Consider the following 23,843-nt stretch of genomic DNA (forward strand, 5'->3'; position numbering starts at 1 on the left):
CTCCTAAAATAGAATCCCACTTAATGGTAAGTACACCTTTAATATCGAATTAAACAGCCAGTAAATGAATACTGTTATCCCGCCCGACATTAATATGGTGGTGTACCATCTATACTCTTTGTAGAACAAAATAGCTAGAAAGATAAATCCAGCTATGAGGAATCCGAAAAAAGTAAAGAGAATGATAAAGAGGACCAAACTGATAATGATAAACAAAATATGCTTTAAAGAACGTCCAGTTGGCCACGATTCACCGCTTACATTTTTCCCTTTCACGCTTTCATAGATATACCAAATCGAGAGGGCCATCAGGATACCGCTCAACCAAGTAGGAAAAAAGCCCGGCCCAGGTCCAAGAACACCGGAATAGCTATATCCTAAGGACAGTACAAACAAGAAAAGAGCTAGAAGGAAAATGACTGCCCCAGCCCAAATTCCTGACCTGTATTTACTCATGATAGAAATTCATCCCCTTCCACAAACCAATTGATAATGGTGGGCATTCAGGAGTTAACCCGAATACCCAATGATATTTCAATGATGCGGTTTTATTTAATTAAACCGAGTTCTTTTAACATTTTTCCAAATCTCACATTCTCGTCATTAACCTCTTTTTGTACAGCCTCAGGACCACCATAATTTGTCTGTAGAGAGGCTTTCTCGAATTCTGCTAATACTTCAGGGTCTTCCATTGTTTTCTTAAGTGCTTCTTCTAGCTTCGTAACGATTTCTTCTGGCACACCCTTCGGTGCGAAAAGAGAAGTATTGCTGTCAATTGCAACATCAAAGCCATTATCCTTCAATAGAGGAATATCTGGAAAATAAGGGACAGGTACGCTTGCAACATTAAATAATCCACGAAGCTCGCCAGATTCAATTAGCGACTTTGCATCACTCGGTTGTACCATGGCTCCCTGAACATGACCGCCTAAAACTGCTGTGATGGCTGGAGGCGTGCCTTCAAATGATACTGCCTTTGCCTCAAAGCCTGCTTGCTTTTCCAATTCTGCCACCGGTATATGAGCACCTGATCCAAGTCCCCCAGCTACTCCGTATGAAAACTTACCAGGATTTTTCTTCACATAATCAAGCCATTCTTCAAATGTTTCCCATGGAGCATCTGCTTTCACAATCATAATTTGCTGGTTGCCGAATACTTTTGCGATTGGTTGAAAACTGTCATGGGAGTATTTCACATTCCCATACAATGGCTGCATAGAAATCGCACGGTGTGTAGACATCGCAAGGGTATATCCATCAGGCTTGGAGTTAAACAAATCCGTGATCGCAATCGATCCTGCTCCACCTGGTTTATTTACAATCACTAGCTGGGCACCAGGCAAATATTTAGGAAGGTATTTTTCTAGAATTCTGGCTCCAATGTCTGTGGAGCCACCCGCAGCAAACGGTACAATCACTTCAATTGGTTTTGTCGGATACTCAATTTTGGACTGTTTTTCGCTACCTGCTGCTGCAGTTTCCTTCGATCCTGTTGATTGTGAAGATTGAGAACAACCTGCCAATACAATAAGTAAAACTGACAAAAATAGCATAACGAATTTTTTCATTTTCCAATTTTCCCCCTACCTATTAATTTCACAGCTTCACAGTCTTAAAATAATTCAATTATCTATCCGTTCATCACCTCCCAATGAAATCAAACACATCGAAAATAGTAAATTAATAATCTATCTGATTCGATATGTTAGCTAGGCGGACATCCACTACAGCTGATTTTCCACTTTTCACTTCATCCATAGCCTGCTGTAATACTTCAGGTAATTCTCTTGGATCTGTTACCGTCCTGGCGTATGCTCCACCTGCCGCCTCAGCAATTTTTGCTAGATCGGCAGATTGATCAAAATTCACCCAGTAACTGTCCGTTTGTTTGGCGATACCATTTGGATAGCGCTTTAATAGATTCATCTTCGTTGCATTCCAGCCCTCATTGTTGTAGATGACGGTTAAGAATGGAGCTTGATATCTGCGCGACATCCAGTGAACGGATGACGGAACGCTGAATAAGTATGAACCGTCACCGGTTAAGGTCACAACCGTTTTTGTTGGATCAGCAAGCTTGATACCAATAGCTGCACCTCCATTCCAACCTAAGGATGTACCCCCACTTCCAAACATGGTTCCTGCCTTGGAGCGCGGTAAGTGTTTGGCAACTGTCATGGTATTCGTAATCGTCTCATCTAATATGATCGTTTCATCATCCACAACATTTCGCAAACAAGCTGTCAGCCATTCCGGCGTGATCGTGTTCCCTTCCACCTTTTCTTCCTGCTTCCAGGCTGCACGCTGCTCCACATGATGCTTGGCTAAACAGTGATAACGTTCTTGCACTAGCTCCTCATTAATATCCCTCTTGGCTAGAGCATCATTTAATTGAACTAAGGAGGCATAGGCATCAGCACGATAATTCTTAACCGCGGAGATATGCCACAATGGGATTTCTTCCTTTATTGGATCTAAATCTATAAAGTAGACTTTACATTCTTCCTTTGGCTGAACTTGTGTAGTGACCCAAGGGACATCTGTATCAATCGCAATAATGCAGTCCGCATCAGGAATAAATGGATTGGGGTCATATCCTAGATGCAAAGAGTGGTCTCTCGGAAAATTTACATAAGTAGGAATTTGCTCTACCACAGGAATAGCTAATTTTTCACAAAATTCAATCAATTTGGAAGCTGCTTTCGTCTTTCTGCCTAAATAAGAAGTGATCAACAATGGATTTCGGGCTTCTAATAAAGCACTTACAATTTCTTCAACCCCCCATGGAGGCAAGGAGGACGATTCAATTGACGCCCATTCCCCCCAAGAGTCCGGTAGCTTTTCCACATTTTCCTCTAGAACCTCTCTCGCACCTGTCAAATAAACCGGTCCGGCCGGGTCGCTTTTAGCCATCTGCATCGCACGGTAAATAAGCTGTTTCACGTTCTTCCCTGTTCTAATATCTGCTTCCCATTTGACATAGGACCTTAGAATCCCACGCTGATCGTATACATTTTGCAGGTAATTCACATAGGAATTACGACTGCCCGGAAGTTCTCCATCCATTGTGAACGGTGTTTCTCCAGCGAAAATGAACACCGGAACACGAGCGCGGAATGCATTATGAACTGCACCTCCTAGATTTTGAGTTCCTACATCTGTATGAATGATAACGCCTTGTGCCTGACCGGACAGCATTGCATACCCTTGAGCTGCAGATAAAGCGACACTCTCATGCGGACAAATGATAGCTTTAGGAAGCTCTTTCCCTTCCACCTTAGCCTTTGCCATGGCCTCAATCATCGAGGGATGATCGCTGCCCAGATTGCAAAACAAGTAGGAAATGCCGACTTCCTGCAGCGCCTCCATTAATGCGTCAGACGTCGTGTAGCTTTCGACTAAAGTGTCCGACGTTCTGTAACCTTCAACCTTGTAGACATCTTTCATGAGTTCCTCTCCTTCATACCTTTTAAAATTCAATTGATTTTTCAATGATTTCAGCAATATCGAGCGTCCGCACCTGTTCCTCGACTTCCTTGGCCTTTGTCCCATCGGAAAGCATTGTCAAACAATATGGACAGTTGCTTCCAATAACAGTTGGATTTACTTGCAGCGCCATTTCAGTACGAGCAATATTGACCCGTGTCCCTTCACGCTCTTCCATCCACATTCTGCCTCCACCGGCACCACAGCAGAGAGCATTTGCCCGATTTCGTTCCATCTCGAGCAGCTCCATTCCCGGAATCGCACGGAGGATATCCCTTGGCGAACCATAGATATCGTTGTAGCGTCCAATGTAGCATGAATCATGGTAGGCAACTTTCTCTTCAACCCTCTTAGTTGGCTTGAGCTTTCCTTCCTTTAATAAATTAGCTAAAAGTTGGGTATGGTGAACGACCTCCGCTTCCAGCCCAAATTCAGGATATTCATTTTTAAAGGTATTGAATGCATGCGGGTCAATCGTCACAATTTTGCGCACTCCATACGTCTTAAAAATCTCAATGTTTTCTGTACATAGTTCCTGGAATAAGTACTCATTCCCCAGCCTGCGCGCCGTGTCACCCGAGTTCTTCTCTTCATTGCCAAGAATCGCAAACCTCACCCCAGCCTTGTCCATGAGACGGGCAAAGGATCGGGCAATCTTCTGGCTGCGCATGTCAAAGGAGCCCATTGAACCAACCCAGAATAAAACATCGAATTCAGGGGTTTCTTCAACAGTCTTGATAATATCCTCCATGCCTTCCCGCCATTTGATACGTTCATTACGGTTTGAGCCCCAAGGGTTTCCCTGTCTCTCAATATTATGGAAATAGCGTGAAGCCTCAGCCGGCATCTCACCCTGCGTCATAACCAAATACCTGCGCATATCGATTATTTTGTCGACATGCTCATTCATCACCGGACATTGATCCTCACAGTTACGGCATGTGGTACACGCCCATAGTTCATCCTCTGTAATGACATCCCCGATTAGATTTGGCATCTCTACAGCCGCAGCCACCTCGGAATTTCCACCCATACCTTGTAATGCCAATTGATTGGCTCGCGCATCCTTAAACGCGAAGACCGGCATCCAAGGCGTACGTGATGTGATTGAAGCTCCCTTTTCCGTCAGGTGATTTCGCATTTTTAATATAAGCTCCATTGGTGAAAGCATCTTTCCTGTTCCGGAGGCAGGACACATATTTGTACATCTTCCGCATTCTGCACAGGCATACAAATCAATTAGCTGCTGTTGGGTAAAATTCTCAATCTTTCCAACACCAAATTCTTCAGCCTCCTCATCCTCGAAATCTACCTTTCTCAATTTCCCAACAGGGCCAACCTTCTTGAAAAACAAGTTAAACAACGCGAATAGCTCATGTGCTTGCTTCGACTGAGGGACAAAAACCATAAAGGATAACACGGTCAGAAGGTGCAGCCACCAAAAAATGAAGAAAAATACAGTTGCTGTCGTTTTACCAATGCCGGAGAACACCGTCGCTATTACCCCGGAGAATGGAGCATAGACGAAATTTGGATCATGGCCAAGCATCACGGTTTCAAACCCCAGCGTAAACAGGATGGACAATGTTAATGTGGTCAGTGCAATGTAGACAACAGCAGCTTTGACATCTCTTCTTAACTGCAAACGCTTTAGTTTTTCACCGTAACGACGATAAAGAGCATACAATATACCGCATAGCATGAGGAAGGTTGTCCATTCCTGCATCAGGCTGAAGTATTTATGAATGGTACCAAGGGGGAATTCGTATCCTATGATAAATCCCTTAATGATAATTTCGATAAGCCCTATTTGAATAATGAAAAAACCATAGAACAAGATGAAATGCATCAGACCGCTTTTCTTATCTTTAAATAATTTTCTTTGACCAAACCCATTGACTAAAACACTATTCAATCTCTCTTTAAGGTTCAGTTCAAATTCGGGCTTCTTGCCGAGCTTCACAAACAAATATCGACTATATACGATTTGAAAAAATAAATAAAATGCATATCCTGTCACAGCTAGAACAGCTGCCAAATTCAAATATATAAGCACCGATCCACTTCCTTTCCTAATTCATTTATATCTGAAGCATCCACCAATCATTTGCTTTACACGTCGGATTGTATGGGCTTTGTTCCCTTCAATCTTCATACTTCTTGCATTTGAAACCATGCGCACGGTCTCTTGCTAGATTACCTCCAGCAACGGTTGTTTGAATTTTTATTATTCTGAATATTATTTATTTAAATAGTATCATTTGGTATACTAATACTTCAAATATCTATTTAATAGATTTGCGATATGATAAAAATATGGATAGGTGATTAGCAGATGGATATACGTCAATTACGTTACTTTGTGACCGTATCAGATGAAGGTCAAATTACACGAGCTGCAAAAAAGTTAAATATGGCTCAGCCACCCTTAAGCCAACAGTTAAAGCTAATCGAAGAAGAGCTCGGGACCGCTTTGTTTATTCGAAACAGCAGGAGCGTCGAATTAACGGAGGCTGGAATGTTACTCTACCAACGTGCAGTTAGTATTCTAACTCAAATCGATGACACGGTAATGGAAGTGAAAGAAACGGGAGATGGTTTGCGGGGGCAGCTCTCAATCGGTACAGCCAAAACCTGTGCCGTGGCCTATTTACCGGAAAGAATTCAAGCTTTCCATAAACAATTTCCACTCGTTACATTTCGTATAGAGGACGGCCATCCTCATGAAGTGGTCAAGTTTTTAGAGGATAGATTAGTAGAATTAGCAGTCGTTCGCTTCGTTTCAGATCTGCATTTAGGTTATGAATCAAAAACCTTACTCGTTGAGCCTTATGTATTATTCATTCCAAGTAAATGGGAGTGGAATGCATCTAGAACCTCCATCCAGATGAAGGATCTTGAAGACATTCCGCTTATCATGTTCGTACGAGAAAACAAGTTTGGTAAATACACCGCCTTCCAAGATGCCTGTATAAAACAAGGCATCAAACCGAACATCATTTGTGAATCACATGATGCCGGCATTATTTTTTCCTTTGTCGCAACCGGGATGGGTGCGGCTGTTATGCCAAAATCAACCTTTTCCATTCACCCGTCAGATGATATTAAAATTGTTGAAATAGAGGATTGTCCTCTTCGGAATAAAATCTCTCTCATTTGGGACCAAAATCGTCCCCTATCAAAAGGTGCCCAGCGGTTTATCGAGATGTTTTGATTGAACTATTTATTAGAGATTACACCCATTACCTGAGGCACAATGATAAAAAAGAAGCTAACCTGTTGTTAGCTTCTTTTTTTAGGAAATCGTTTATATAACCATTCATATAGGAGAATCCATAGCATACTCCAAGTAATCCCAATCGTAAATCCGCCTAGTACATCTGTTGGAAAATGGTCTTGAAGGACAATCCTGCTTAGGCCGATTAAAAGGATAAGGATAACCGTAATCAACCCTATTACCCATTTAAGGCTGGCTGTTCTTATACTCCTATTTACTAGATAGGCGGCAAGCATATAGAGTATCAGTCCTACCATGGCATGTCCGCTGGGGAAGCTCAATGAATCTGCATCTATAGCGGTAACTGGTCTCTCTCTCCCCACAAGCTCTTTTATCCATTTATTTAATTCGTTGCCCAATGCAACTGCAAATACTAATACTGCCATTCCGAAATAATCACGTTTTTTGATCCATAGCCAAAGAACCATAGTTAAGACAATAATACCGATTCCAATTTTATCTCCCAGCTCTGTTACAGCCTTGAAAAAAGGATAGGTTTGTCCTTTAAAAATACCTGTTACCCCTTCACTTACTATACTGTCCAGAAATAATGGTCCATTACTTTTGACCGCAATGACAAAATAGATGGATGCCAAAATGGCTATCCCAAAGATTATTAATCCTGCTTTTGTTTTCAATATTCCAACTCCCTATCAATACAATGAACAGGAAAATTATACTATATATTAGTTTTTAATAGGGGAAATTGTTTTAATGTTTTCTCCCTTACAAAAAACCCCCCTAATGGTCTTTAGGGGGCTGTGTTAACAAACGAAGACGATAGCAATTTTGTGCTGTTTCTCCCAGCTGATCTAGTAGATTATAATTGGCAAAGGCACCAACAACGGCACCAATCCCAGGTACGAGCTGGAGCATTTTGACAAAATCGATGTGGTCACGGTATTCCTGCTGGAACTCCTGCCAATTCAATTCAATAAGCTCAGCTTTTCTGTCTTCCCAATTCTCAATAATTTTCATGGTTTCGGCTCTTTTTTCAGCACTGGAAAAAGCCAGCTGAAAGACCTGCAGCATAAAAATTCGTTCTTCATATTCCTTCGTATCAAAGCCATAAATTGTTGCAGCTTCAAATAAAAATTTCATTTTAATGGATAACAGGAGCGGAAAGTCAGCCAATCCCAATAATATGCCTCCTGCCCCAGTTCCTGCTCCTTCAATAACCGCTGTCCTTCGATATGTGGAAAGTTTCTCATTCAATAGCCTATCCCGCTCCTCAAGTGACCGGTGGGACTCCTCACTCTTTCTCGTCATAAACTGTGAACCGGTTAAGGTCATTTTCACAAAGTTTTTAATCGCATCTGTTATGACTTCATGTGCTTTATCTGGAATTTTTTCATTAATTTTGATTTGAACCTGTTTGGTCAAGCGCTGAACCATTTTTGGACGTTTCAACAGCTTATGTTTCCAAGCCTGGATTTCCTGATAGGCCTGATTTTCATACCTATTCATTCTTACCACTCCTTCACATAACAACTACGTATGAAAAGACAGATAGGTTTCATAGGATGTACAGGCCATTCAATTATGAACCTTGTATTTTTCTTTTACTGTAGTAGGAAACAAAATAAACACTAAAAACAAACCCCGCTGCCAATGAACCAAGTGCAAACATAAAATCACCCTTGATTACTAAGACAAGCGATAAAAGAACGGATTGTGTCCATAAAACATTACGGAGGAAATCTAAAAATGATTTCTCCTTTACCTTTCCATTAATCGGATATAATTCCAGGAGTGAATGATTTTGATGATGCTTCCATAACGGGAGCAGCTGGAATCCTGTTAAATAGATAAATAATACGACCAGAACAATCTGACCAATCCCCCAGGTTAAGAAATAAATTCCGACTACACCAATTAACGTCAAACGGACAAATAATCCCCAATAATCGCCAGACCTCAAAAATGTTCTCATGAATAAAAAGGTAAAGGATGCACCTTGGCGAAATGGAATTCGAAGTAAAAGGCCATCAAGCCATTCTCTTCTTTTAATTCGATTTTTTAGCTTTGGTACGTCAGTGAATAAATTCGCCAGTCGATAAAAGGATGTCATCCTTCTCTCATCCTGTTCAATCAAGTATTCCCATTTTAGACCTTTCCCTTTTGCCTGCATCTTATAATAACCGCTTAAACCAATTAATATGAGCACACAGACCAGGACTAGGTAAAGAACGGCATTGGAAAATAATAGGTATAGGAAAACCAGGTTTACAAAAAACCTTATTAGTGAATCAGCTCGATGCACAGACGTTTCGCGATAATATTGAACGTACCATCTTGCCACTAAGTTAATTCCCTTCATAATAAGAATGAACGCCAAGAAAGGAATAAAGGTATTAAACTTTCCTTCATTTTCCGCTGCATACATTGGCATAAAAACCGCCAGGCCGATAATCAGTAAATATATCTGCCCAAAAAAGCTGATGATCAATGATTTTCGAAAGTAACCAGTCAGCTTGGTTTCAAGCGGCAGCAAAAAGATACGGTCTGCGTCTGACATAAAGGTAAAAATCGGGCTGTAGGTTAATAGAAAAGCAAGACATAGCGCCATAATCAAGGCAGATGGAAATGCATCCGGTATTGTTTTTAACCACTCCTGGTAATAGTAAGCAGCCGTTCCAATTAAAAAGACAAACACAATTACAAGATGCCCATTAAATATATAGCGCAGGTATCGGGAAAACTCCTTGCTTGTACGGCCGAACCGTTCCTTCCACAATAACTTTTCGTCAAACATTTTCTTCTTCCTTTGTTAACTGAATATAAAGGTCATCAAGAGTTGCCCCCGGCATAGCAAACTCCTGGCGTAATTGTTCAAGTGTTCCATGTGCACGCACTTTACCTTCATGTAATATAACAAAGCGGTCACAGTAGCGTTCGGCAGTAGCTAAAATATGGGTAGACATCAAAATTCCTGCACCATTTTCTTTCATCTGCTTCATTAAATCTAATAAGGACTGTATACCAAGCGGGTCTAGCCCTACAAATGGTTCATCCACAATATAGAGAGACGGCTGGACTAGAAAGGCACACATAATCATCACTTTCTGCTTCATTCCCTTTGAGAAATGAGCAGGAAACCATTTCAGCCTTTTGGCCATTCGAAACTCCTCTAATAAGCCTTTAATCCGTTCACGATAGATTGATTCTTCAAGGCCGTAAGCCATTGCAGTTAACCTCAAATGTTCATCAAGTGTTAACTCTTCGTACAGAACAGGTGTCTCAGGAACAAACGTAAACTGTCTTCTATAGCCTTCACGATCATCTTCAAATTTTGTTCCATTGATGGTAATCTCTCCGCGATGCGGCTCCATCAATCCAATAATATGTTTAATCGTTGTACTTTTTCCGGCACCATTTAATCCAATTAAGCCGACAAGTTCACCTTTATTCACGGTAAAGGAAACGTCCTTCAACACAGGGTTCCTTGTGTAGCCACCTGTAATATTATTAATTTCTAACAAAGACATGTAAAACGTCCTTCCTATACTATTATCGAAGCATGAAATGATCCTCATACTTCCCTTCTCTACATATTGTAAGAAATCGGTTTATATGTTGTCCAGTTTAGAGAAGTGAGTTACCTTTAACTTATGCTGCGTTCAGATAGGTTTATTTAATTTTTCGGAATCACTGTGTATATATTTTTCAACTGCGGACATTCTAATCTATGTAGGGGAAAGCAATTGATGATTTAACATCAACCAATTGAAATGAGGTGTCTGTCAAAGACAATGTCATTCAATAAAACCCATATGCACTAACGTTTCTATAAGGGGATGGTTGTAATGCACAAGTTGTATGAAAACCAAGATGATCTTTTGCACCGATAATTTCAAACCTATTTGAAAATGAGGTGTTTATCAAAGGCCAGTCAACCGAATTTTTATATGTTTATTAAAACTATAAAAAATAGGGGATGGTTAGCTTGAACAAAGGATCTGTTTTCTAAATAAACACAAACATTTAACTTATAAATGAGGTGTTTACGGCAGAAAAGTACCTGTAATAGAACGTTGTATATGACTAGTGATTGTTTATCATCAACCAATTGAAATGAGGTGTCTGTTAAAGACAATGTCATTCAATAAACCCATATGCAATGAAACGTTCCTATAAGGGGATGGTTGTAATGCACAAGTTGTATGAAAACCAAGATGATCTTTTGCACCGATAATTTCAAATTGAAAATGAGGTGTTTATCAAAGACCAGACAACCGAATTTTTATATGTTTGAAAAAACTATAAAAAATAGGGGATGGTTAGCTTGAACAAAGGATCTGTTTTCTAAATAAACACAAACATTTAACTTATAAATGAGGTGTTTACGGCAGAAAATGGTTGAATGCACAAAAAATTGTATAAAAACCAAATGATCTTTTGCACCAATCATTTCAAACCATTTGAAGATGAGGTGTTTATCAAAGACCAGACAACCAACTTTTTATATGTTTGAAAAAACTATAAAAAATAGGGGATGGTTAGCTTGAACAAAGGATCAGTTTCTAAATAAACACAAACATTTATCCTATAAATGAGGTGTTTACGGCAGAAAAGTACCTGTAATAGAACGTTGTATATGAATATTCCCCTGCAATCGGGCGGGATTCCTTGCGAATCCTGCCCTTTTCTTTTGTAAAGCTTTGAGCTATGTTACAATATTAGGAAATCCACTACTTTTGAAAGGGTTGAAAAAAATGAGTGATTGTATTTTCTGTAAAATTGTCAATGGAGAAATTCCATCTGCAAAGGTTTTTGAAAATGAACATGTCGTTGCCTTTCTTGATATCAGCCAGGTGACAAAAGGTCATACATTAATTATTCCGAAAATACATAAAGAAAATCTTTTTGAATTAACACCTGAGATCGCAAAGAATATTTTTGAGGTTGCACCACAAATTGCAAATGCATTGAAAACAGCCTATAACCCAGTTGGATTAAATGCAGTAAATAACAACGGTGAAAAAGCCGGTCAATCTGTGTTTCATTTTCATCTGCACCTAATTCCTCGTTACGGTGAAGGTGATGGATTTGGAGCCGTTTGGAAAAACAATCAAAGTGATTACAGTTCCTTTGATTTACAGCAAATGGCCGAAAACATCAGCAGTCATTTGTAAAATTCTCCTTTTGGGAGAATTTTTTTGCCCTAATTCTAAATATTTAAAATCAGTTTTACATTTCGACAATTTCTGATAATATTAAATAAAAATATTTCCCTTACTGTATGCTCTCGTGAATGAACGAACATAATACAGTAATAGAAAACTTAGGAGGAATTTCTTGATGAACCGCGCACTAAATTTTAATGCTGGTCCAGCCGCCCTTCCAGAATGGGCGCTGAAGGAAGCTCAAAATGACTTATTAAACTTTAGAAATACCGGCATGTCTGTTATGGAGCTTAGTCATAGAAGTAAGGATTATGAGGCTGTTCATAATGAAGCCCAAAGCCTATTACGTTCTTTACTTTCAATCCCTGATCAGTATGAAATTCTTTTTTTACAAGGCGGTGCAAGCCTTCAATTTTCAATGATTCCAATGAATCTGCTTACAGAAGGAAAGACAGCTTATTATGCATTGACTGGCTCTTGGTCTGAAAAAGCATTAAAAGAAGCCGTTAAGGTTGGTAAAACAGAGATTGCTGTCTCCAGCAAGGACAATAATTACAAAAACATTCCTGTTCTTGATGCTTCTTCCATCCCGAGCGATGCTGCTTATGTACACATTACAAGCAATAATACCATTTATGGTACTCAATGGAAGCAGTTCCCAACAGGATTAAAAGCGCCGCTAATCGCTGATATGTCCAGTGATATCCTATGCAAGCCATTAAATATGGAACAATTTGACCTTATTTATGCCGGTGCACAGAAAAATCTAGGACCATCAGGCGTTACGGTAGTCATCATGAAGAAAGAGCTATTAGAGCGTTCAAGCGATAGCCTTCCAACCATGTTAAACTATACTACCCATGCAAAAAATAATTCCTTATACAACACACCGCCAACCTTTGGTATTTATTTATTATCACTTGTCTTAAAATGGGTTACTGAAGAAGGTGGACTTGAAGCGATCGAGAAGAAAAATGAACGTAAAGCTTCCCTTCTCTATAATGAAATTGATAATAGTAACGGCTTTTATAATGGTCATGCAGCGCTTGACAGCAGATCAACAATGAATGTTACGTTTACATTAAATTCAGAAGATGCAACGAAAAGCTTTTTAGCACAAGCGAAGGAAGCAGGCTTTGTTGGCTTAAACGGACACCGCTCTGTCGGCGGATGCCGTGCATCCATTTACAATGCAGTACCATTTGAGAATGTTGAACGACTTGCCCAATTTATGAGTGACTTTAGAAAAAATTATTAATCTAACAATAAATGATTTAATATGCTATAATAATAGCAACTTTTCGCTGCAGGCAATGAGTGCACTGCAGGAGAAGAAATACATTAGCTTAGTTTAGAAGAGGAGAGATTAGAATTGAATACAAAAAACCTTGTGGCACTTGCCCTATTGGTAGGAATGGGAACTGTTCTGCACGCTGTTGTTCCAGGATTTTTTCTTGGCATGAAACCAGATATGATGTTAGTGATGATGTTTTTAGGAATTGTTTTATTCCCTGATAAGAAAAGTGTTTTGCTTCTTGGTCTTGCCACTGGTATTATTTCCGGCATTACTACCACTTTTCCGGGAGGTTTGTTTCCTAATATTATCGACAAGTTTGTTACATCATTCGTATTTTTTGCTTTGTTCCTTGCGTTCAGCAAATTCAGCAGATCAATCATTTCGACTGCAATCTTAACAGCTGTCGGTACAATTATTTCAGGCATTGTCTTTTTAGGATCTGCCTTTCTAATTGTCGGTCTTCCAGGACCATTTGCGGCCCTTTTTGCTACGGTGGTATTACCTGCTGCAGCCGTTAATACAATCGTTATGATAGTCCTGTACCCTGTTGCCACATCAATTCTTAAGAGAACAAAGATTACAAATCAGCAGACAATCAGTCAATAAGACATGATTAAACCCGTCCATCCGACGGGTTTTTTTCTGCATTCGTAATCAATGAAAAAGGCTGATGATACATCCAATAAGAAAAAAGAGCAGGCCTCCTGCCGCCATTGTTGCTGAACGTCTTTTCAATATATATTTTGGCGGGTAAACTCCTGGTTTTTTAATCGATGTTACAAAATAAATACTTGCTAAAAAGGACAGAATGCTTAAGGAAAAAAATAGTTTCATCATACGATAGCGACTGCACTCCTTTTAAAAGACAAGGGTTAACTAATTGTATGCTAGTTACTTTGAAGATATAACGAACCCTTTGAAGCAGGTCGAATAAACAGCTGCTATACCAGCATAGTTCAGTACCATCACTAAAAAAGGCTATTCTTTTCTTAACAATTAAATAAAAATAATGATTTTGAAAAGGATTCTATTTCATTTATATAGAAGTAATGTTTATAAAATAAGATGAGGTGGTTTTGATGAAAGGAAAGTCTTTCTTAATCGGCTTTTTGATAGGCGGTGTCTCTGCAGGTATCAGCACGCTGCTTACAGCACCAAAATCAGGAGAGGAAACTCGAAACAGCCTTAAAGAATCCAAGGAAGCGGTCCTTAAACAACTTAGTGAACTGAAGGATAATCTTAAAGAATTAAATCGAGGGATAAAAGCAGCATCTTCAGAAGGAACTGAAACGCTAAAGGATTTTGTATTAGATATTAAGCATACTGTTTCTAATTGGCAAGAAGAAATAAAGCCACATCAACGGGAATTGCAAAAGGAACTTGCCGAAATTGAAAGGAATATTCAAGAACTTGAATCAGAATTAAGTAAAAAATAAGACTATTTTGAATAAATTTTCAAAAAATTTAAAAAATCCTTTTTAAAAAGAAGGATTTTTTTATTTTTGAATCGAAAACAAATATATTATAAAAATAGTGATAAAAATCAACATGTTTAAAATGGCCTTCAAACAGCTATTCTACACAAGAATTTAAGGATATTCTAAAAATTTGGTAAATTTATATCTTTATTAATCTTTATTTTATTGGCATAATGAATATACAGATAAAAAAAAGGGTGATTAAGAGGATGGAAGAAAAAGAGTATACAATAAAGGAAGCTCTGTTATTTAGTCAAAGAATTGGTCAACTTAGTAAGGCACTGTGGAAATCAATCGAAAAGGATTGGCAGCAATGGATCAAGCCATATGATCTAAATATTAACGAGCACCATATTTTATGGATTGCTTACCATTTAAATGGAGCATCTATTTCGGATGTTGCTAAATTTGGGGTTATGCATGTTTCAACAGCGTTTAATTTTTCGAAAAAATTAGAAGAACGCGGTTTTCTGCAATTTTCTAAAAAAGAAAACGACAAGCGAAATACTTACATTCAGCTTACTGAAAAAGGGGAAAATATCTTTCTAGAAATTATGGAAGCATATGATCCTTCTCAAAATGCAGCATATTCTGCCTCACTGCCTTTAAAGGATATTTATGGGAAGTTCCCAGAAATGCTGGAGGTAATGGCTATCGTCCGTAATATTTATGGCGATGACTTCATGGAAATTTTCGAAAAGTCTTTTAATAATATTGATAAAGAATTTATGGAATCAGAAGGAAAACTTCAACAGAAACTCCCGCAAAAGACAGAGCTAATCTAAACTTTATAGATACTTTTTTAGCTCTGTCATCAGCGGGAGATATAATTCCTGGGTTATACAGGCAGCAATGACATCCTCAGCATGTAGCCCGCAGGTTTGCAATTTCATAGAAAATTTATTGAAAAGCGGATGAAAATTCAAAAAACCCTCCGCTTTCTGTTCTTTCAATTCCTTGCTCAACTCATCACAAAGATTGTATAATTTTTGTACTTCTCTTTCCCCTATTCCTTTTTCAATAATTAATTTATAAAATGCAAACTTTGTTGTTTGATTCATTTCCAACAGTAAGGACTGATGGAATTCAAGTCGTTTAATCCTCTCTAATAATGCTCCTAAATCCATTTTCTTTCCCCTCTTTGTTTATCTATGTTTTCAACGGACAACCTACTCCTTATTTTGGGCAGAAAGTCGATATAATACTGTGAAAAGAAGCAATTGTTTTTCCTATTGATTTTTTTTTGCTTTCATCGTACATTAACTTAGTAAGTTCATAACCACTTGCTCCTGCTGGAGGCTGATAGAATGAATTGCTGGAAGGAGATAAATCTCAATAAGAAATACAACACACAACGTGTATGTATCCTATCCATCTTAACCATGCTATTCACTTTTATTTTTTTATATGTACCTGCAACCTATTTATTCGTACCGTCTTCATTAGGTGATAAATATTTCTTATTATTGATTGTTGGGTTGTTGCTTATGTATCCAATCCATAAAATTATACACTTTTTCTCACTTGTACATTTAAAAAATAAAATAAAAACAACTATATCAATTAAATATTTCATTTTTCCTATCATTCAAATTCGAATTATTGAACCCATCTTAAAGTGGCAATATATAATGACTTTAATTGCTCCTTTTATTATCATTAACGGATCCTTGTTTGCAGCTTGCTGGGTAATAAATAATTATGTTCATTATTTTACCATTTTACTAGCTTTTCATATAGGCTTATGTGTTTCCGATTTTATTTATATCAAAAATGTTTTAATGGCACCTAATCAAGCATATATTGAAGAGAATGAGAATGGCTTCGAAATATTAGTCAATCCCTCCATCTATAAAAATAACTAATCCCTCCTTAATGAGGGTATTTTCAACGCAAATAAATTTTTACATTAAATTAACCTATCTTTTTTTGAATTTTTTTGCTAATGTAAATATCATACTATTCCATTTAGGTAGCTTTTAAGTATAATCTGCCTCTCAAAAGGAGGAAAACATTAATGATCTACATTTTTATCCTATTTGCTTGCTTTATATTATTTAATATTAATAGGATGACAAATACTCTTTGTTTGCAAAAAGAGATTCCTGAGGAAAGACAAGCAACTGTCTTCCATACAATTAATATTCTTGTGACAATCTTATTAATTTCTTCCTACGTTGAACTTCTGTTTACGGTTTAGAATTTCAGCAACCATATTTTTCATGACCAAAAAGCGGTGAGATGATTCTCACCGCTGCTTTTTTTTACATAAGTTAGAGACTGTTAATCTTTTGCTATACTCATCGGACTAAGAATGGCTTATAGCCAAGCTGCACCAACGATGATTAAAAGGATGAATAGAACAACGATTAACGCAAATCCTCCACCATATCCGTAAGAACCACCCATGGTATCACCTCCTTTAAATCAAAAAATCAGTTAGTAACGCTAGGCTGTATTTGCACCAATATTTTATTTAGACTTAATAAAAGGAAGCCCCTACAATAATCAATAAAATGAACAAAACAACAATTAACGCGAATCCATTGCTATACTGTCCCATCATCTTACCTCCTTTCGCTTTCGTTTTATCATATGTACGAATGGCGAAGTCGGGATGGTCAAATACCCATTTTTATAAAAATATCCATCGTTAAAGGACTGTAATAATTTGTTCTGCATCCAATTTATGTTATAGTAATGTTTGTTGAATCAATTGAATCATACTAATTTTAGGAGTGTTTATACGTGAAAAAATGGATAATAGCCACAACGCTTGCAGCAGGAATACTTACTTTAAGTGCATGTAACGGAGGATCTGATTCAGTTGCTGAATCGAAGGCAGGCAATATAACAAAGGACGAGTTTTATGAAGCAATGAAGGACAAGCAAGGAGAAATGGTGCTCCAGCAGCTTCTATACACAAAAGTCCTTTCTGACAAATATGAAGTGACAGATAAAGACTTAGATGCAAAGGTTAAAGAATACAAGGAGCAGCTAGGTGATACATTCTACCAGCAATACGGATTTGCGGATGAAGCGGCTTTTAAAAAGGATGAAAATGTAAAATTAGAGGTTCTTATTGAAAAAGCGGTATTGAAGGATGTAAAAGAAGCGGATATTAAAAAATACTACGAAGAAAATTACAAACCAGAAATTAAGGCCCGTCATATTCTTGTAGCAGATGAAGAAACAGCTAAAGAAGTAAAGTCAAAGCTTGATGCAGGCGGAAAATTTGAGGATTTGGCTAAAGAATACTCTACAGATGGTTCTAAAGATCAAGGTGGAGACCTTGGCTGGTTTGGACCTGGTGCAATGGTACCGGAATTTGAAGAGGCTGCCTATGCTTTAGATGTCAATGAAATAAGCGAACCTGTTAAATCACAGTTTGGTTATCATATCATTCAAGTGACAGAGAAAAAGGAAGCAGAGCCGTTTGATAAAGTGAAGGATGAAATGGAAACAAAATACAAGGCAACGAAAATGACACAGGAAAATATCATGAGTGTCATCAATAAAGAAATGAAAGCTGCAGACGTTAAAATTAATGATAAAGACCTAAAAGGAATTTTAGCAGATGATACTGCAAAAAAAGAAGAAAAATAATACGATATAACACAACCTTTTTCGTGTGAAAAAGCCCAGTTTTCTAATGACGAAAACTGGGCTTTTCTTCTATTCCACTCTCAACCAGCTGAATTTTGTGTTTTCTTTTTATCTTCCCTCTCCTTCTCTAATCGCTCCATATAGATTTCTCCTTCTCTCTCTATTATTTCCTCTTCCATCTGCCTTTCCTCTCTTCCAGTCCGAATAACCATATAGGCACTTAGAATAATCCCTGCGACAACAAAGTAAATCCAAAATGGAATATCGATATTTTTCACCTCTTTACCCTTCGTTAATTTGGATAATCTATTATATGTACAGCAGCATATCGTTATGACCAATTAGAAACTATAGGAAATAAATCAATTTAATCGCAAAAGCATCATGAAGTGAGTTAAAATGATAACTAGATTACTATATTAAATAACTTATCAGTTACTGGTTTATAAATGTAGGGGTGATATACGTGACTAATGAAGCCACATATTTTTATGATTTTATTCCGGTTCGATTTGAGGCCTCTGAAATGGAACGGGAGCAAATACTAAAGGAATTTCCTCCACCGCTCTTACCTGCAGGAGAAGAAATGTTTCAATTACAGGATGAAGTAAGCGGAAATACAGTGCGCGTTCGATTGCTCCTTAATGATTATAGTGTTGAAACAACGAAAACAGGTAAACAATTTTTAAAAGTTAGATTTAGCAATAATGCAGGTACGATTAATGCAAAAATGTGGGATAATCAAGGTGCTGTGGAGACAACCGTACCGCTGCTTGATGAATTTTCTCTATTTGATGTGGAAGCAAAGATAGAGGATTATAAGGGTCATAAATCCTTAACCATTAACAAGATTAAACCATGTAAAGAAGATATTAATCCCTTTACATTACTAGCTTACACAAAGCAAAGTATCGACGATTTGACAGTTGAACTATTTTCCTATTTGAATGAGCTTGAATCACCTTTTAAGGATATTTCCTTAGCAGCCATGCACAGGTTTTGGGATCAATTTTGCCTTCGCCCCGCCGCAAAGGGATATCATCATAATTATTTAGGTGGTTTACTTAAGCATACAGTCGGTTTAATGAGATTTGCTAGATTTATTTTAAAATTTGAAGAAAATCACTACCAGGCCGTCATGAAACTTATCAATCATGTTGAGAAGGCTCACAAAAGGGACTTATGGAACCAAATACAATCGGCAAGCGTTAATCCACAGCAGCTGGTCTGGAAAGACACGATTGATCATTTGTATACGATGTTCTATGGCATGATGAACCATATTGAAAAGAAACCTAATTATGACCTAATCATGACAAGTATTCTATTTCATGACATCGGCAAATTGCTTGAATATGATCATGCAGGAAAGAAGTATGAGGAATTTAAATTTTTATTTCCAACCGCAGATCATGCTGCAATTGAAAATCGCAAGCAAACAGGAATTATTATGGATGACTTAGGCGTTATGATTGGACATATTCCTTACGGCGTCCTCATGCTGTCTAAAATTATTGAAACAGAAGGTATTTCAATCACATTAGAGGATATCCATCATATGTCACATTGTATTTTATGTCATCATGGTCTTCCTGAATGGGGCTCCTGTATTCGAAGCCCTCAAACAATTGAAGGATACATTATTCATATTGTAGACTACCTCGACAGTAGATATGAAAATACAGAGGAAATTAAGTAAATAATATGGAAGTGAAGGCTGCCCCATAAGGCAGCCTCTACTTTTGGTAAATAGTAAAGCCAAAATGGCTTACAGAACCATGCTAACGACAACTGCCGATAGGACACTTACTAATGAAGCTCCGTATAGTAGCTTCAAACCAAATTTTGCTACAATGTTTCCTTTTTTCTCATGCAAGCTTTTAACAGCTCCTGCAATAATACCAATGGAAGAAAAGTTAGCAAATGAGACCAGGAATACAGAAATAATCCCCAATGTACGCGGGCTGAAGGATTCGGTCATTTTTGCTAAATCAATCATCGCTACAAACTCATTTGTCACTAGCTTTGTCGCCATAATTCCACCCGCTGCAACCATTTCTGAAGCTGGAACTCCCATGATGAAGGCAATAGGTGCAAAGATATATCCTAAAATTTGCTGAAATGAAATTCCAATTGCAAGGTCGAAAAGATTATTAATCGCATCCATTAACGCCACAAATCCGATTAACATAGCTCCTACAATGACTGCCACCTTGAAGCCGTCAAGGATATACTCTCCCAGCATCTCAAAAAAGCTCTGTTTTTCACCCTCTTGGATATCTAGAATATCTTCCTTAGGATCAACCGTATATGGATTAATAATCGAAGCTATGATAAACCCGCCAAATAAGTTAATTACAAGTGCTGTCACTACATATTTAGGTTCAATCATTGTCATATAGGCTCCTACAATTGACATCGATACTGTTGACATTGCCGAAGCACACAGTGTATATAATCGATTTTCTGGTAAATGGCCCAGCTGTTTTTTAACCGTAATGAATACCTCTGATTGTCCAATCATGGCCGATGCAACCGCGTTGTAAGACTCCAGCTTTCCCATTCCATTCACTTTACTCAGCAGTAGACCAATCCCTCTCATAAAAAACGGCAGGATTTTCACATACTGCAAGATACCAATTAATACTGAAACAAACACAATTGGCAGCAATACATTAATAAAGAATGGCGATTCCCCTTCATTAGCGAGTCCTCCAAATACAAAGGAAATTCCACTGCCGGCAAATTCTAATATCTTAGTAAAAACGCTCGCTATTCCTTTTATCAATACTAAGCCTAATGTTGTATTTAATAAGAGGATGGATAAAATGACTTGAATAACAACCATCAGAATGATAGGTTTCAATTTAATATTTTTCTTATTGGTACTTGCTAGATAGGCTAATCCAAAGACAACAAGAAGTCCGATGATGGCAATGATGTATTTCATTAGATGCTCCTCCAGAAGTTGCTGATTCTAATTTCTATAACTGCTGCTGTACTTGCTCATCATTTGTATTTTAATTAATTCGATAAATCCTTAGATGAAAACGATCCTGGCAATAATTGAGTGATCGTTGTTTCAACCTGGTCGCCTTTTAAATTGGTTAAAATAATTTTTGTGCTGTCATTACAAAATTCAGATATCACCTGACGACAGGCACCACATGGAGCAATAGGCCCTTCTGTATCACCGATAACAACCAGTGCTTCAATTTCTGTTTCACCTTCTGAAACTGCTTTAAAAATAGCCGTTCTTTCCGCACAGTTGGTAAGTCCATAAGAAGCATTTTCAATATTGCAGCCGGTAAAGACTTGTTTATTCTTTGTCATCAAGGCTGCACCCACCTTAAACTTTGAGTACGGAGTATAGGCCTTAGTTCTCGCTTCTTTCGCTTGATCAATCAACAGTTGAATACCCACGTTTCATTCTCCATTCTTGATTTATTTATTCATCTATCAGCTGACCTAGGAGGCCAGCTAATTTAAGCTTTAATATGATGAAGTAGATTGCTGACCATTGATAATTTGAACTCCAGAGCTTGCACCGATTCGATTAGCACCTGCATTCACTACTGCTTCTGCATCCTTTAAGCTTCTCACCCCGCCAGAAGCCTTTACACCAACCTCTGAACCAACTGTTTTGCGCATTAGCGCAACGTCTTCAACAGTCGCACCGCCAGTTGAAAAACCAGTTGATGTTTTTACAAAATCTGCACCAGCAGATACAGCTAACTGACATGCTTTCACTTTTTCTTCATCTGATAGTAGACATGTTTCGATAATAACCTTTGTTAATGCTTTGCCCTTAGCTGCTTCAACCACCGCTTTTATATCCTTCTCTACTAGATCATATTGCTGGTCCTTTAAAGCGCCAATATTAATTACCATATCCACTTCATCTGCACCGTGTTCTATCGCATTTTTCGTTTCAAATGCTTTTACTTCAGACGTTGTTGCACCTAGAGGGAAGCCAATAACCGTACATACCTTCACTTCCGGTGTATCCTGTAAAAATTCTGAAGCTGTTTTTACCCATGTTGGATTCACACATACTGATGCAAATTTATGCTCTTTTGCTTCTTGGAGCAATTTCATTACCTCTGCCTTTACAGCATTTGCCTTTAATAATGTATGATCAATCATTCCTGCTAAATTTGTTGTCATATTTTCTCTTCCTTTCCTTTAATGAATCTCTGTATAGATAAGTGTAGGTTTAGCAATCTCTGTATCGTCTAGTCTATAAGCCGAGTATATTTTTTCAATTACTTCTGGAACGTTTTCCTGGCTGCTATGAATGGTCACTAGAGATTCGCCGGCCTGGACGTAATCTCCTACCTTTTTGTTAAGCATGACACCCACGGCTAAATCAATAACTGAATCCTTTGTTGCGCGTCCTGCACCAAGCATCATTGCAGCAACACCAATAACCTCAGCTGTAATTTCTGCCACATAACCCGAAGCTTTTGCTGGTACCTCAATTGTAAATGGAGCTGTCGGAAGCTTCTCTGGATTATCAACAACAGAGGAATCCCCGCCTTGAGCAGCTAAGAATGCTTTAAAGGATTCCAATGCCTTCCCGTTATGCATGACTTCCTCTAACATTTTTCGTGCTTCCTCATTATTTGCTGCTTTCTCAGCTAATACGACCATATGGCTTCCAAGCGTTAAACATAGTTCATGCAAATCTTCGGGACCCTGTCCTTTTAATGTATCAATCGCTTCTTTCACTTCCAATGCATTACCGACAGCAAATCCAAGCGGCTGGCTCATATCTGAGATGATTGCCTTTGTTTTTCGGCCGACACCATTTCCAATATCCACCATCGTTTGAGCCAATTCTTTTGCATCATCGAGGTTTTTCATAAATGCTCCGCTTCCTGTTTTAACATCAAGCACAATCGCATCTGCGCCTGCGGCAATTTTTTTACTCATAATTGAGCTTGCTATAAGCGGAATTGAATCTACAGTCGCGGTTACATCCCTTAAAGCATAAAGCTTTTTATCTGCAGGCGTCAGGTTTGCACTTTGACCAATAACCGCAATGTGATTTTGGTTTACTAATCGGATAAACTCTTCATTCGAGATTTCAACATGAAACCCCTCGACAGATTCCAATTTATCTATTGTACCGCCAGTATGGCCAAGCCCCCTGCCGGACATTTTGGCCACCGGTACTCCCACAGAGGCAACTAGCGGTGCTAATACAAGTGTTGTTGTATCACCAACACCACCTGTACTGTGCTTGTCAACCTTAATTCCCTTTATCTCAGATAAATCAATTTGATCCCCTGATTGAACCATTGCCTCAGTTAAATAAACGCGTTCTTCCTTTGTCATACCTTGGAAAAATACAGCCATTGAAAAAGCGGACATTTGATAATCAGGTATGTCTCCACTAGTAAAACCACTAATGATAAATTGTATTTCTTCTTTTGTTAATTGGAATCCATTACGCTTTTTCTCTATCAGATCGACCATTCTCATTATGTTGACCTCCTTAAATTGCAAAATGCAAAATACTAAAAGCTTTTTTATATTGAAATTATATTAATGAAAAGTAAATCTTTAAA

27 protein-coding genes are annotated in these 23,843 nt (G+C 38.1%); 10 read left to right on the forward strand and 17 right to left on the reverse strand.

From position 1 onward, the window contains the following. Positions 1-3: 3 nt before the first annotated feature. The 4 genes from ACHUFV_RS09030 to ACHUFV_RS09045 all read right to left on the reverse strand — a co-directional run bounded on the left by ACHUFV_RS09030 (position 4) and on the right by ACHUFV_RS09045 (position 5,542). Positions 4-456 carry a tripartite tricarboxylate transporter TctB family protein gene (locus ACHUFV_RS09030; protein WP_394233241.1) on the reverse strand — a complete coding sequence of 151 codons (453 nt, stop codon included), beginning with the start codon at positions 454-456 and terminating at the stop codon, positions 4-6. 92 nt (positions 457-548) lie between these two features. Continuing rightward, a complete protein-coding gene (locus ACHUFV_RS09035; RefSeq protein ID WP_394233242.1) occupies positions 549-1,568 on the reverse strand; it encodes a tripartite tricarboxylate transporter substrate binding protein in 1,020 nt (339 codons plus the stop codon). A 112-nt stretch (positions 1,569-1,680) separates the two neighbouring features. Then, a complete protein-coding gene (locus tag ACHUFV_RS09040) occupies positions 1,681-3,447 on the reverse strand; it encodes a thiamine pyrophosphate-requiring protein (protein WP_394233243.1) in 1,767 nt (588 codons plus the stop codon). A 22-nt stretch (positions 3,448-3,469) separates the two neighbouring features. Further along, entirely contained in the window at positions 3,470-5,542 is a 2,073-nt protein-coding gene (locus ACHUFV_RS09045; RefSeq protein WP_394233244.1) for a (Fe-S)-binding protein, read from the reverse strand. A gap of 279 nt (positions 5,543-5,821) precedes the next feature. Between ACHUFV_RS09045 and ACHUFV_RS09050 the strand changes: the two genes are divergently transcribed. Next, positions 5,822-6,700: a LysR family transcriptional regulator gene (locus tag ACHUFV_RS09050; protein WP_394233245.1), complete on the forward strand. Its 879-nt coding sequence runs from the start codon at positions 5,822-5,824 to the stop codon at positions 6,698-6,700. 68 nt (positions 6,701-6,768) lie between these two features. On the opposite strand, the gene ACHUFV_RS09055 is transcribed toward ACHUFV_RS09050, so the two are convergent. The 4 genes from ACHUFV_RS09055 to ACHUFV_RS09070 all read right to left on the reverse strand — a co-directional run bounded on the left by ACHUFV_RS09055 (position 6,769) and on the right by ACHUFV_RS09070 (position 10,251). Further along, positions 6,769-7,401, reverse strand: coding sequence for a phosphatase PAP2 family protein (locus ACHUFV_RS09055; RefSeq protein WP_394233246.1), 633 nt, complete (start codon positions 7,399-7,401; stop codon positions 6,769-6,771). A gap of 103 nt (positions 7,402-7,504) precedes the next feature. After that, positions 7,505-8,230 (reverse strand): EcsC family protein, encoded by a 726-nt coding sequence (locus ACHUFV_RS09060; RefSeq protein ID WP_394233247.1) that lies wholly within the window; start codon positions 8,228-8,230, stop codon positions 7,505-7,507. Between the two features lie 73 nt (positions 8,231-8,303). Continuing rightward, positions 8,304-9,518, reverse strand: coding sequence for an ABC transporter permease (locus ACHUFV_RS09065; protein WP_394233248.1), 1,215 nt, complete (start codon positions 9,516-9,518; stop codon positions 8,304-8,306). Continuing rightward, complete coding sequence (locus ACHUFV_RS09070; RefSeq protein ID WP_394233249.1) at positions 9,511-10,251, reverse strand: ABC transporter ATP-binding protein; 741 nt, start codon at positions 10,249-10,251, stop codon at positions 9,511-9,513. The genes ACHUFV_RS09065 and ACHUFV_RS09070 overlap by 8 nt, the downstream gene beginning before the upstream one ends. Before the next feature lie 1,227 nt (positions 10,252-11,478). Here ACHUFV_RS09070 and ACHUFV_RS09075 point away from each other — a divergent pair. From ACHUFV_RS09075 to ACHUFV_RS09085, 3 genes are all read left to right on the forward strand, one after another. Next, the gene (locus ACHUFV_RS09075; protein ID WP_394233250.1) at positions 11,479-11,898 is read left to right on the forward strand and encodes an HIT family protein; all 420 of its coding nucleotides are present in this window, start codon (positions 11,479-11,481) and stop codon (positions 11,896-11,898) included. Between the two features lie 166 nt (positions 11,899-12,064). Then, positions 12,065-13,147 carry a 3-phosphoserine/phosphohydroxythreonine transaminase gene (serC, locus tag ACHUFV_RS09080; protein WP_394233251.1) on the forward strand — a complete coding sequence of 361 codons (1,083 nt, stop codon included), beginning with the start codon at positions 12,065-12,067 and terminating at the stop codon, positions 13,145-13,147. A 114-nt stretch (positions 13,148-13,261) separates the two neighbouring features. After that, on the forward strand, positions 13,262-13,792 hold the full coding sequence (locus ACHUFV_RS09085; protein WP_394233252.1) for a tryptophan transporter: 531 nt from the start codon (positions 13,262-13,264) through the stop codon (positions 13,790-13,792). 48 nt (positions 13,793-13,840) lie between these two features. Here ACHUFV_RS09085 and ACHUFV_RS09090 read toward each other — a convergent pair whose 3' ends face one another. Beyond that, positions 13,841-14,020: a hypothetical protein gene (locus tag ACHUFV_RS09090; protein WP_394233253.1), complete on the reverse strand. Its 180-nt coding sequence runs from the start codon at positions 14,018-14,020 to the stop codon at positions 13,841-13,843. A 245-nt stretch (positions 14,021-14,265) separates the two neighbouring features. Between ACHUFV_RS09090 and ACHUFV_RS09095 the strand changes: the two genes are divergently transcribed. Together ACHUFV_RS09095 and ACHUFV_RS09100 are read left to right on the forward strand one after the other, a co-directional pair. Continuing rightward, entirely contained in the window at positions 14,266-14,622 is a 357-nt protein-coding gene (locus ACHUFV_RS09095) for a YtxH domain-containing protein (RefSeq protein ID WP_394233254.1), read from the forward strand. Positions 14,623-14,873: 251 nt separating this feature from the next. Then, entirely contained in the window at positions 14,874-15,449 is a 576-nt protein-coding gene (locus ACHUFV_RS09100) for an HTH-type transcriptional regulator Hpr (protein ID WP_394233255.1), read from the forward strand. Between the two features lie 3 nt (positions 15,450-15,452). Here the strand turns inward: ACHUFV_RS09100 and ACHUFV_RS09105 are convergent, their stop codons facing one another. Next, positions 15,453-15,791: a DUF1878 family protein gene (locus ACHUFV_RS09105; protein WP_394233256.1), complete on the reverse strand. Its 339-nt coding sequence runs from the start codon at positions 15,789-15,791 to the stop codon at positions 15,453-15,455. A 180-nt stretch (positions 15,792-15,971) separates the two neighbouring features. Between ACHUFV_RS09105 and ACHUFV_RS09110 the strand changes: the two genes are divergently transcribed. Together ACHUFV_RS09110 and ACHUFV_RS09115 are read left to right on the forward strand one after the other, a co-directional pair. Beyond that, the gene (locus ACHUFV_RS09110; protein WP_394233257.1) at positions 15,972-16,529 is read left to right on the forward strand and encodes a DUF3267 domain-containing protein; all 558 of its coding nucleotides are present in this window, start codon (positions 15,972-15,974) and stop codon (positions 16,527-16,529) included. A 152-nt stretch (positions 16,530-16,681) separates the two neighbouring features. Next, complete coding sequence (locus tag ACHUFV_RS09115) at positions 16,682-16,864, forward strand: hypothetical protein (protein WP_394233258.1); 183 nt, start codon at positions 16,682-16,684, stop codon at positions 16,862-16,864. Between the two features lie 119 nt (positions 16,865-16,983). Here the strand turns inward: ACHUFV_RS09115 and ACHUFV_RS09120 are convergent, their stop codons facing one another. Next, positions 16,984-17,073 (reverse strand): YjcZ family sporulation protein, encoded by a 90-nt coding sequence (locus ACHUFV_RS09120; RefSeq protein WP_044022974.1) that lies wholly within the window; start codon positions 17,071-17,073, stop codon positions 16,984-16,986. Positions 17,074-17,146: 73 nt separating this feature from the next. Continuing rightward, positions 17,147-17,230 carry a YjcZ family sporulation protein gene (locus ACHUFV_RS09125; protein ID WP_394233452.1) on the reverse strand — a complete coding sequence of 28 codons (84 nt, stop codon included), beginning with the start codon at positions 17,228-17,230 and terminating at the stop codon, positions 17,147-17,149. A 182-nt stretch (positions 17,231-17,412) separates the two neighbouring features. Here ACHUFV_RS09125 and ACHUFV_RS09130 point away from each other — a divergent pair, with 182 nt between their 5' ends. After that, complete coding sequence (locus ACHUFV_RS09130; protein WP_394233259.1) at positions 17,413-18,270, forward strand: peptidylprolyl isomerase; 858 nt, start codon at positions 17,413-17,415, stop codon at positions 18,268-18,270. Between the two features lie 80 nt (positions 18,271-18,350). Here the strand turns inward: ACHUFV_RS09130 and ACHUFV_RS09135 are convergent, their stop codons facing one another. After that, positions 18,351-18,539, reverse strand: coding sequence for a sporulation YhaL family protein (locus ACHUFV_RS09135; protein WP_394233454.1), 189 nt, complete (start codon positions 18,537-18,539; stop codon positions 18,351-18,353). A 197-nt stretch (positions 18,540-18,736) separates the two neighbouring features. On the opposite strand from ACHUFV_RS09135, the gene ACHUFV_RS09140 reads away from it, so the two are divergent. After that, on the forward strand, positions 18,737-19,969 hold the full coding sequence (locus ACHUFV_RS09140) for an HD domain-containing protein (RefSeq protein WP_394233260.1): 1,233 nt from the start codon (positions 18,737-18,739) through the stop codon (positions 19,967-19,969). Between the two features lie 69 nt (positions 19,970-20,038). On the opposite strand, the gene ACHUFV_RS09145 is transcribed toward ACHUFV_RS09140, so the two are convergent. The 4 genes from ACHUFV_RS09145 to ACHUFV_RS09160 all read right to left on the reverse strand — a co-directional run bounded on the left by ACHUFV_RS09145 (position 20,039) and on the right by ACHUFV_RS09160 (position 23,757). Further along, entirely contained in the window at positions 20,039-21,220 is a 1,182-nt protein-coding gene (locus ACHUFV_RS09145) for a NupC/NupG family nucleoside CNT transporter (protein ID WP_394233261.1), read from the reverse strand. Positions 21,221-21,294: 74 nt separating this feature from the next. After that, complete coding sequence (locus ACHUFV_RS09150; RefSeq protein ID WP_394233262.1) at positions 21,295-21,693, reverse strand: cytidine deaminase; 399 nt, start codon at positions 21,691-21,693, stop codon at positions 21,295-21,297. A gap of 69 nt (positions 21,694-21,762) precedes the next feature. Further along, positions 21,763-22,437, reverse strand: coding sequence for a deoxyribose-phosphate aldolase (deoC, locus tag ACHUFV_RS09155; protein ID WP_394233263.1), 675 nt, complete (start codon positions 22,435-22,437; stop codon positions 21,763-21,765). A gap of 18 nt (positions 22,438-22,455) precedes the next feature. Then, a complete protein-coding gene (locus ACHUFV_RS09160; protein ID WP_394233264.1) occupies positions 22,456-23,757 on the reverse strand; it encodes a pyrimidine-nucleoside phosphorylase in 1,302 nt (433 codons plus the stop codon). Positions 23,758-23,843 lie beyond the last annotated feature (86 nt).

The organism is Niallia oryzisoli (assembly GCF_043641075.1).
Classification (GTDB): Bacteria; Bacillota; Bacilli; order Bacillales; family Cytobacillaceae; genus Bacillus_BD; species Bacillus_BD oryzisoli_A.

Coding starts and splice junctions, on each gene's coding strand:
- ACHUFV_RS09035 (WP_394233242.1), bottom strand. CDS start 1,568: ATGAAAAAATTCGTTATGCTATTTTTGTCAGTTTTACTTATTGTATTG.
- ACHUFV_RS09105 (WP_394233256.1), bottom strand. CDS start 15,791: ATGGATTTAGGAGCATTATTAGAGAGGATTAAACGACTTGAATTCCAT.
- ACHUFV_RS09145 (WP_394233261.1), bottom strand. CDS start 21,220: ATGAAATACATCATTGCCATCATCGGACTTCTTGTTGTCTTTGGATTA.
- ACHUFV_RS09100 (WP_394233255.1), top strand. CDS start 14,874: ATGGAAGAAAAAGAGTATACAATAAAGGAAGCTCTGTTATTTAGTCAA.
- ACHUFV_RS09050 (WP_394233245.1), top strand. CDS start 5,822: ATGGATATACGTCAATTACGTTACTTTGTGACCGTATCAGATGAAGGT.
- ACHUFV_RS09030 (WP_394233241.1), bottom strand. CDS start 456: ATGAGTAAATACAGGTCAGGAATTTGGGCTGGGGCAGTCATTTTCCTT.
- ACHUFV_RS09120 (WP_044022974.1), bottom strand. CDS start 17,073: ATGGGTGGTTCTTACGGATATGGTGGAGGATTTGCGTTAATCGTTGTT.
- ACHUFV_RS09040 (WP_394233243.1), bottom strand. CDS start 3,447: ATGAAAGATGTCTACAAGGTTGAAGGTTACAGAACGTCGGACACTTTA.
- ACHUFV_RS09095 (WP_394233254.1), top strand. CDS start 14,266: ATGAAAGGAAAGTCTTTCTTAATCGGCTTTTTGATAGGCGGTGTCTCT.
- ACHUFV_RS09160 (WP_394233264.1), bottom strand. CDS start 23,757: ATGAGAATGGTCGATCTGATAGAGAAAAAGCGTAATGGATTCCAATTA.
- ACHUFV_RS09065 (WP_394233248.1), bottom strand. CDS start 9,518: ATGTTTGACGAAAAGTTATTGTGGAAGGAACGGTTCGGCCGTACAAGC.
- serC (WP_394233251.1), top strand. CDS start 12,065: ATGAACCGCGCACTAAATTTTAATGCTGGTCCAGCCGCCCTTCCAGAA.
- ACHUFV_RS09090 (WP_394233253.1), bottom strand. CDS start 14,020: ATGAAACTATTTTTTTCCTTAAGCATTCTGTCCTTTTTAGCAAGTATT.
- ACHUFV_RS09075 (WP_394233250.1), top strand. CDS start 11,479: ATGAGTGATTGTATTTTCTGTAAAATTGTCAATGGAGAAATTCCATCT.
- deoC (WP_394233263.1), bottom strand. CDS start 22,437: ATGACAACAAATTTAGCAGGAATGATTGATCATACATTATTAAAGGCA.
- ACHUFV_RS09060 (WP_394233247.1), bottom strand. CDS start 8,230: ATGAATAGGTATGAAAATCAGGCCTATCAGGAAATCCAGGCTTGGAAA.
- ACHUFV_RS09115 (WP_394233258.1), top strand. CDS start 16,682: ATGATCTACATTTTTATCCTATTTGCTTGCTTTATATTATTTAATATT.
- ACHUFV_RS09110 (WP_394233257.1), top strand. CDS start 15,972: ATGAATTGCTGGAAGGAGATAAATCTCAATAAGAAATACAACACACAA.
- ACHUFV_RS09125 (WP_394233452.1), bottom strand. CDS start 17,230: ATGATGGGACAGTATAGCAATGGATTCGCGTTAATTGTTGTTTTGTTC.
- ACHUFV_RS09070 (WP_394233249.1), bottom strand. CDS start 10,251: ATGTCTTTGTTAGAAATTAATAATATTACAGGTGGCTACACAAGGAAC.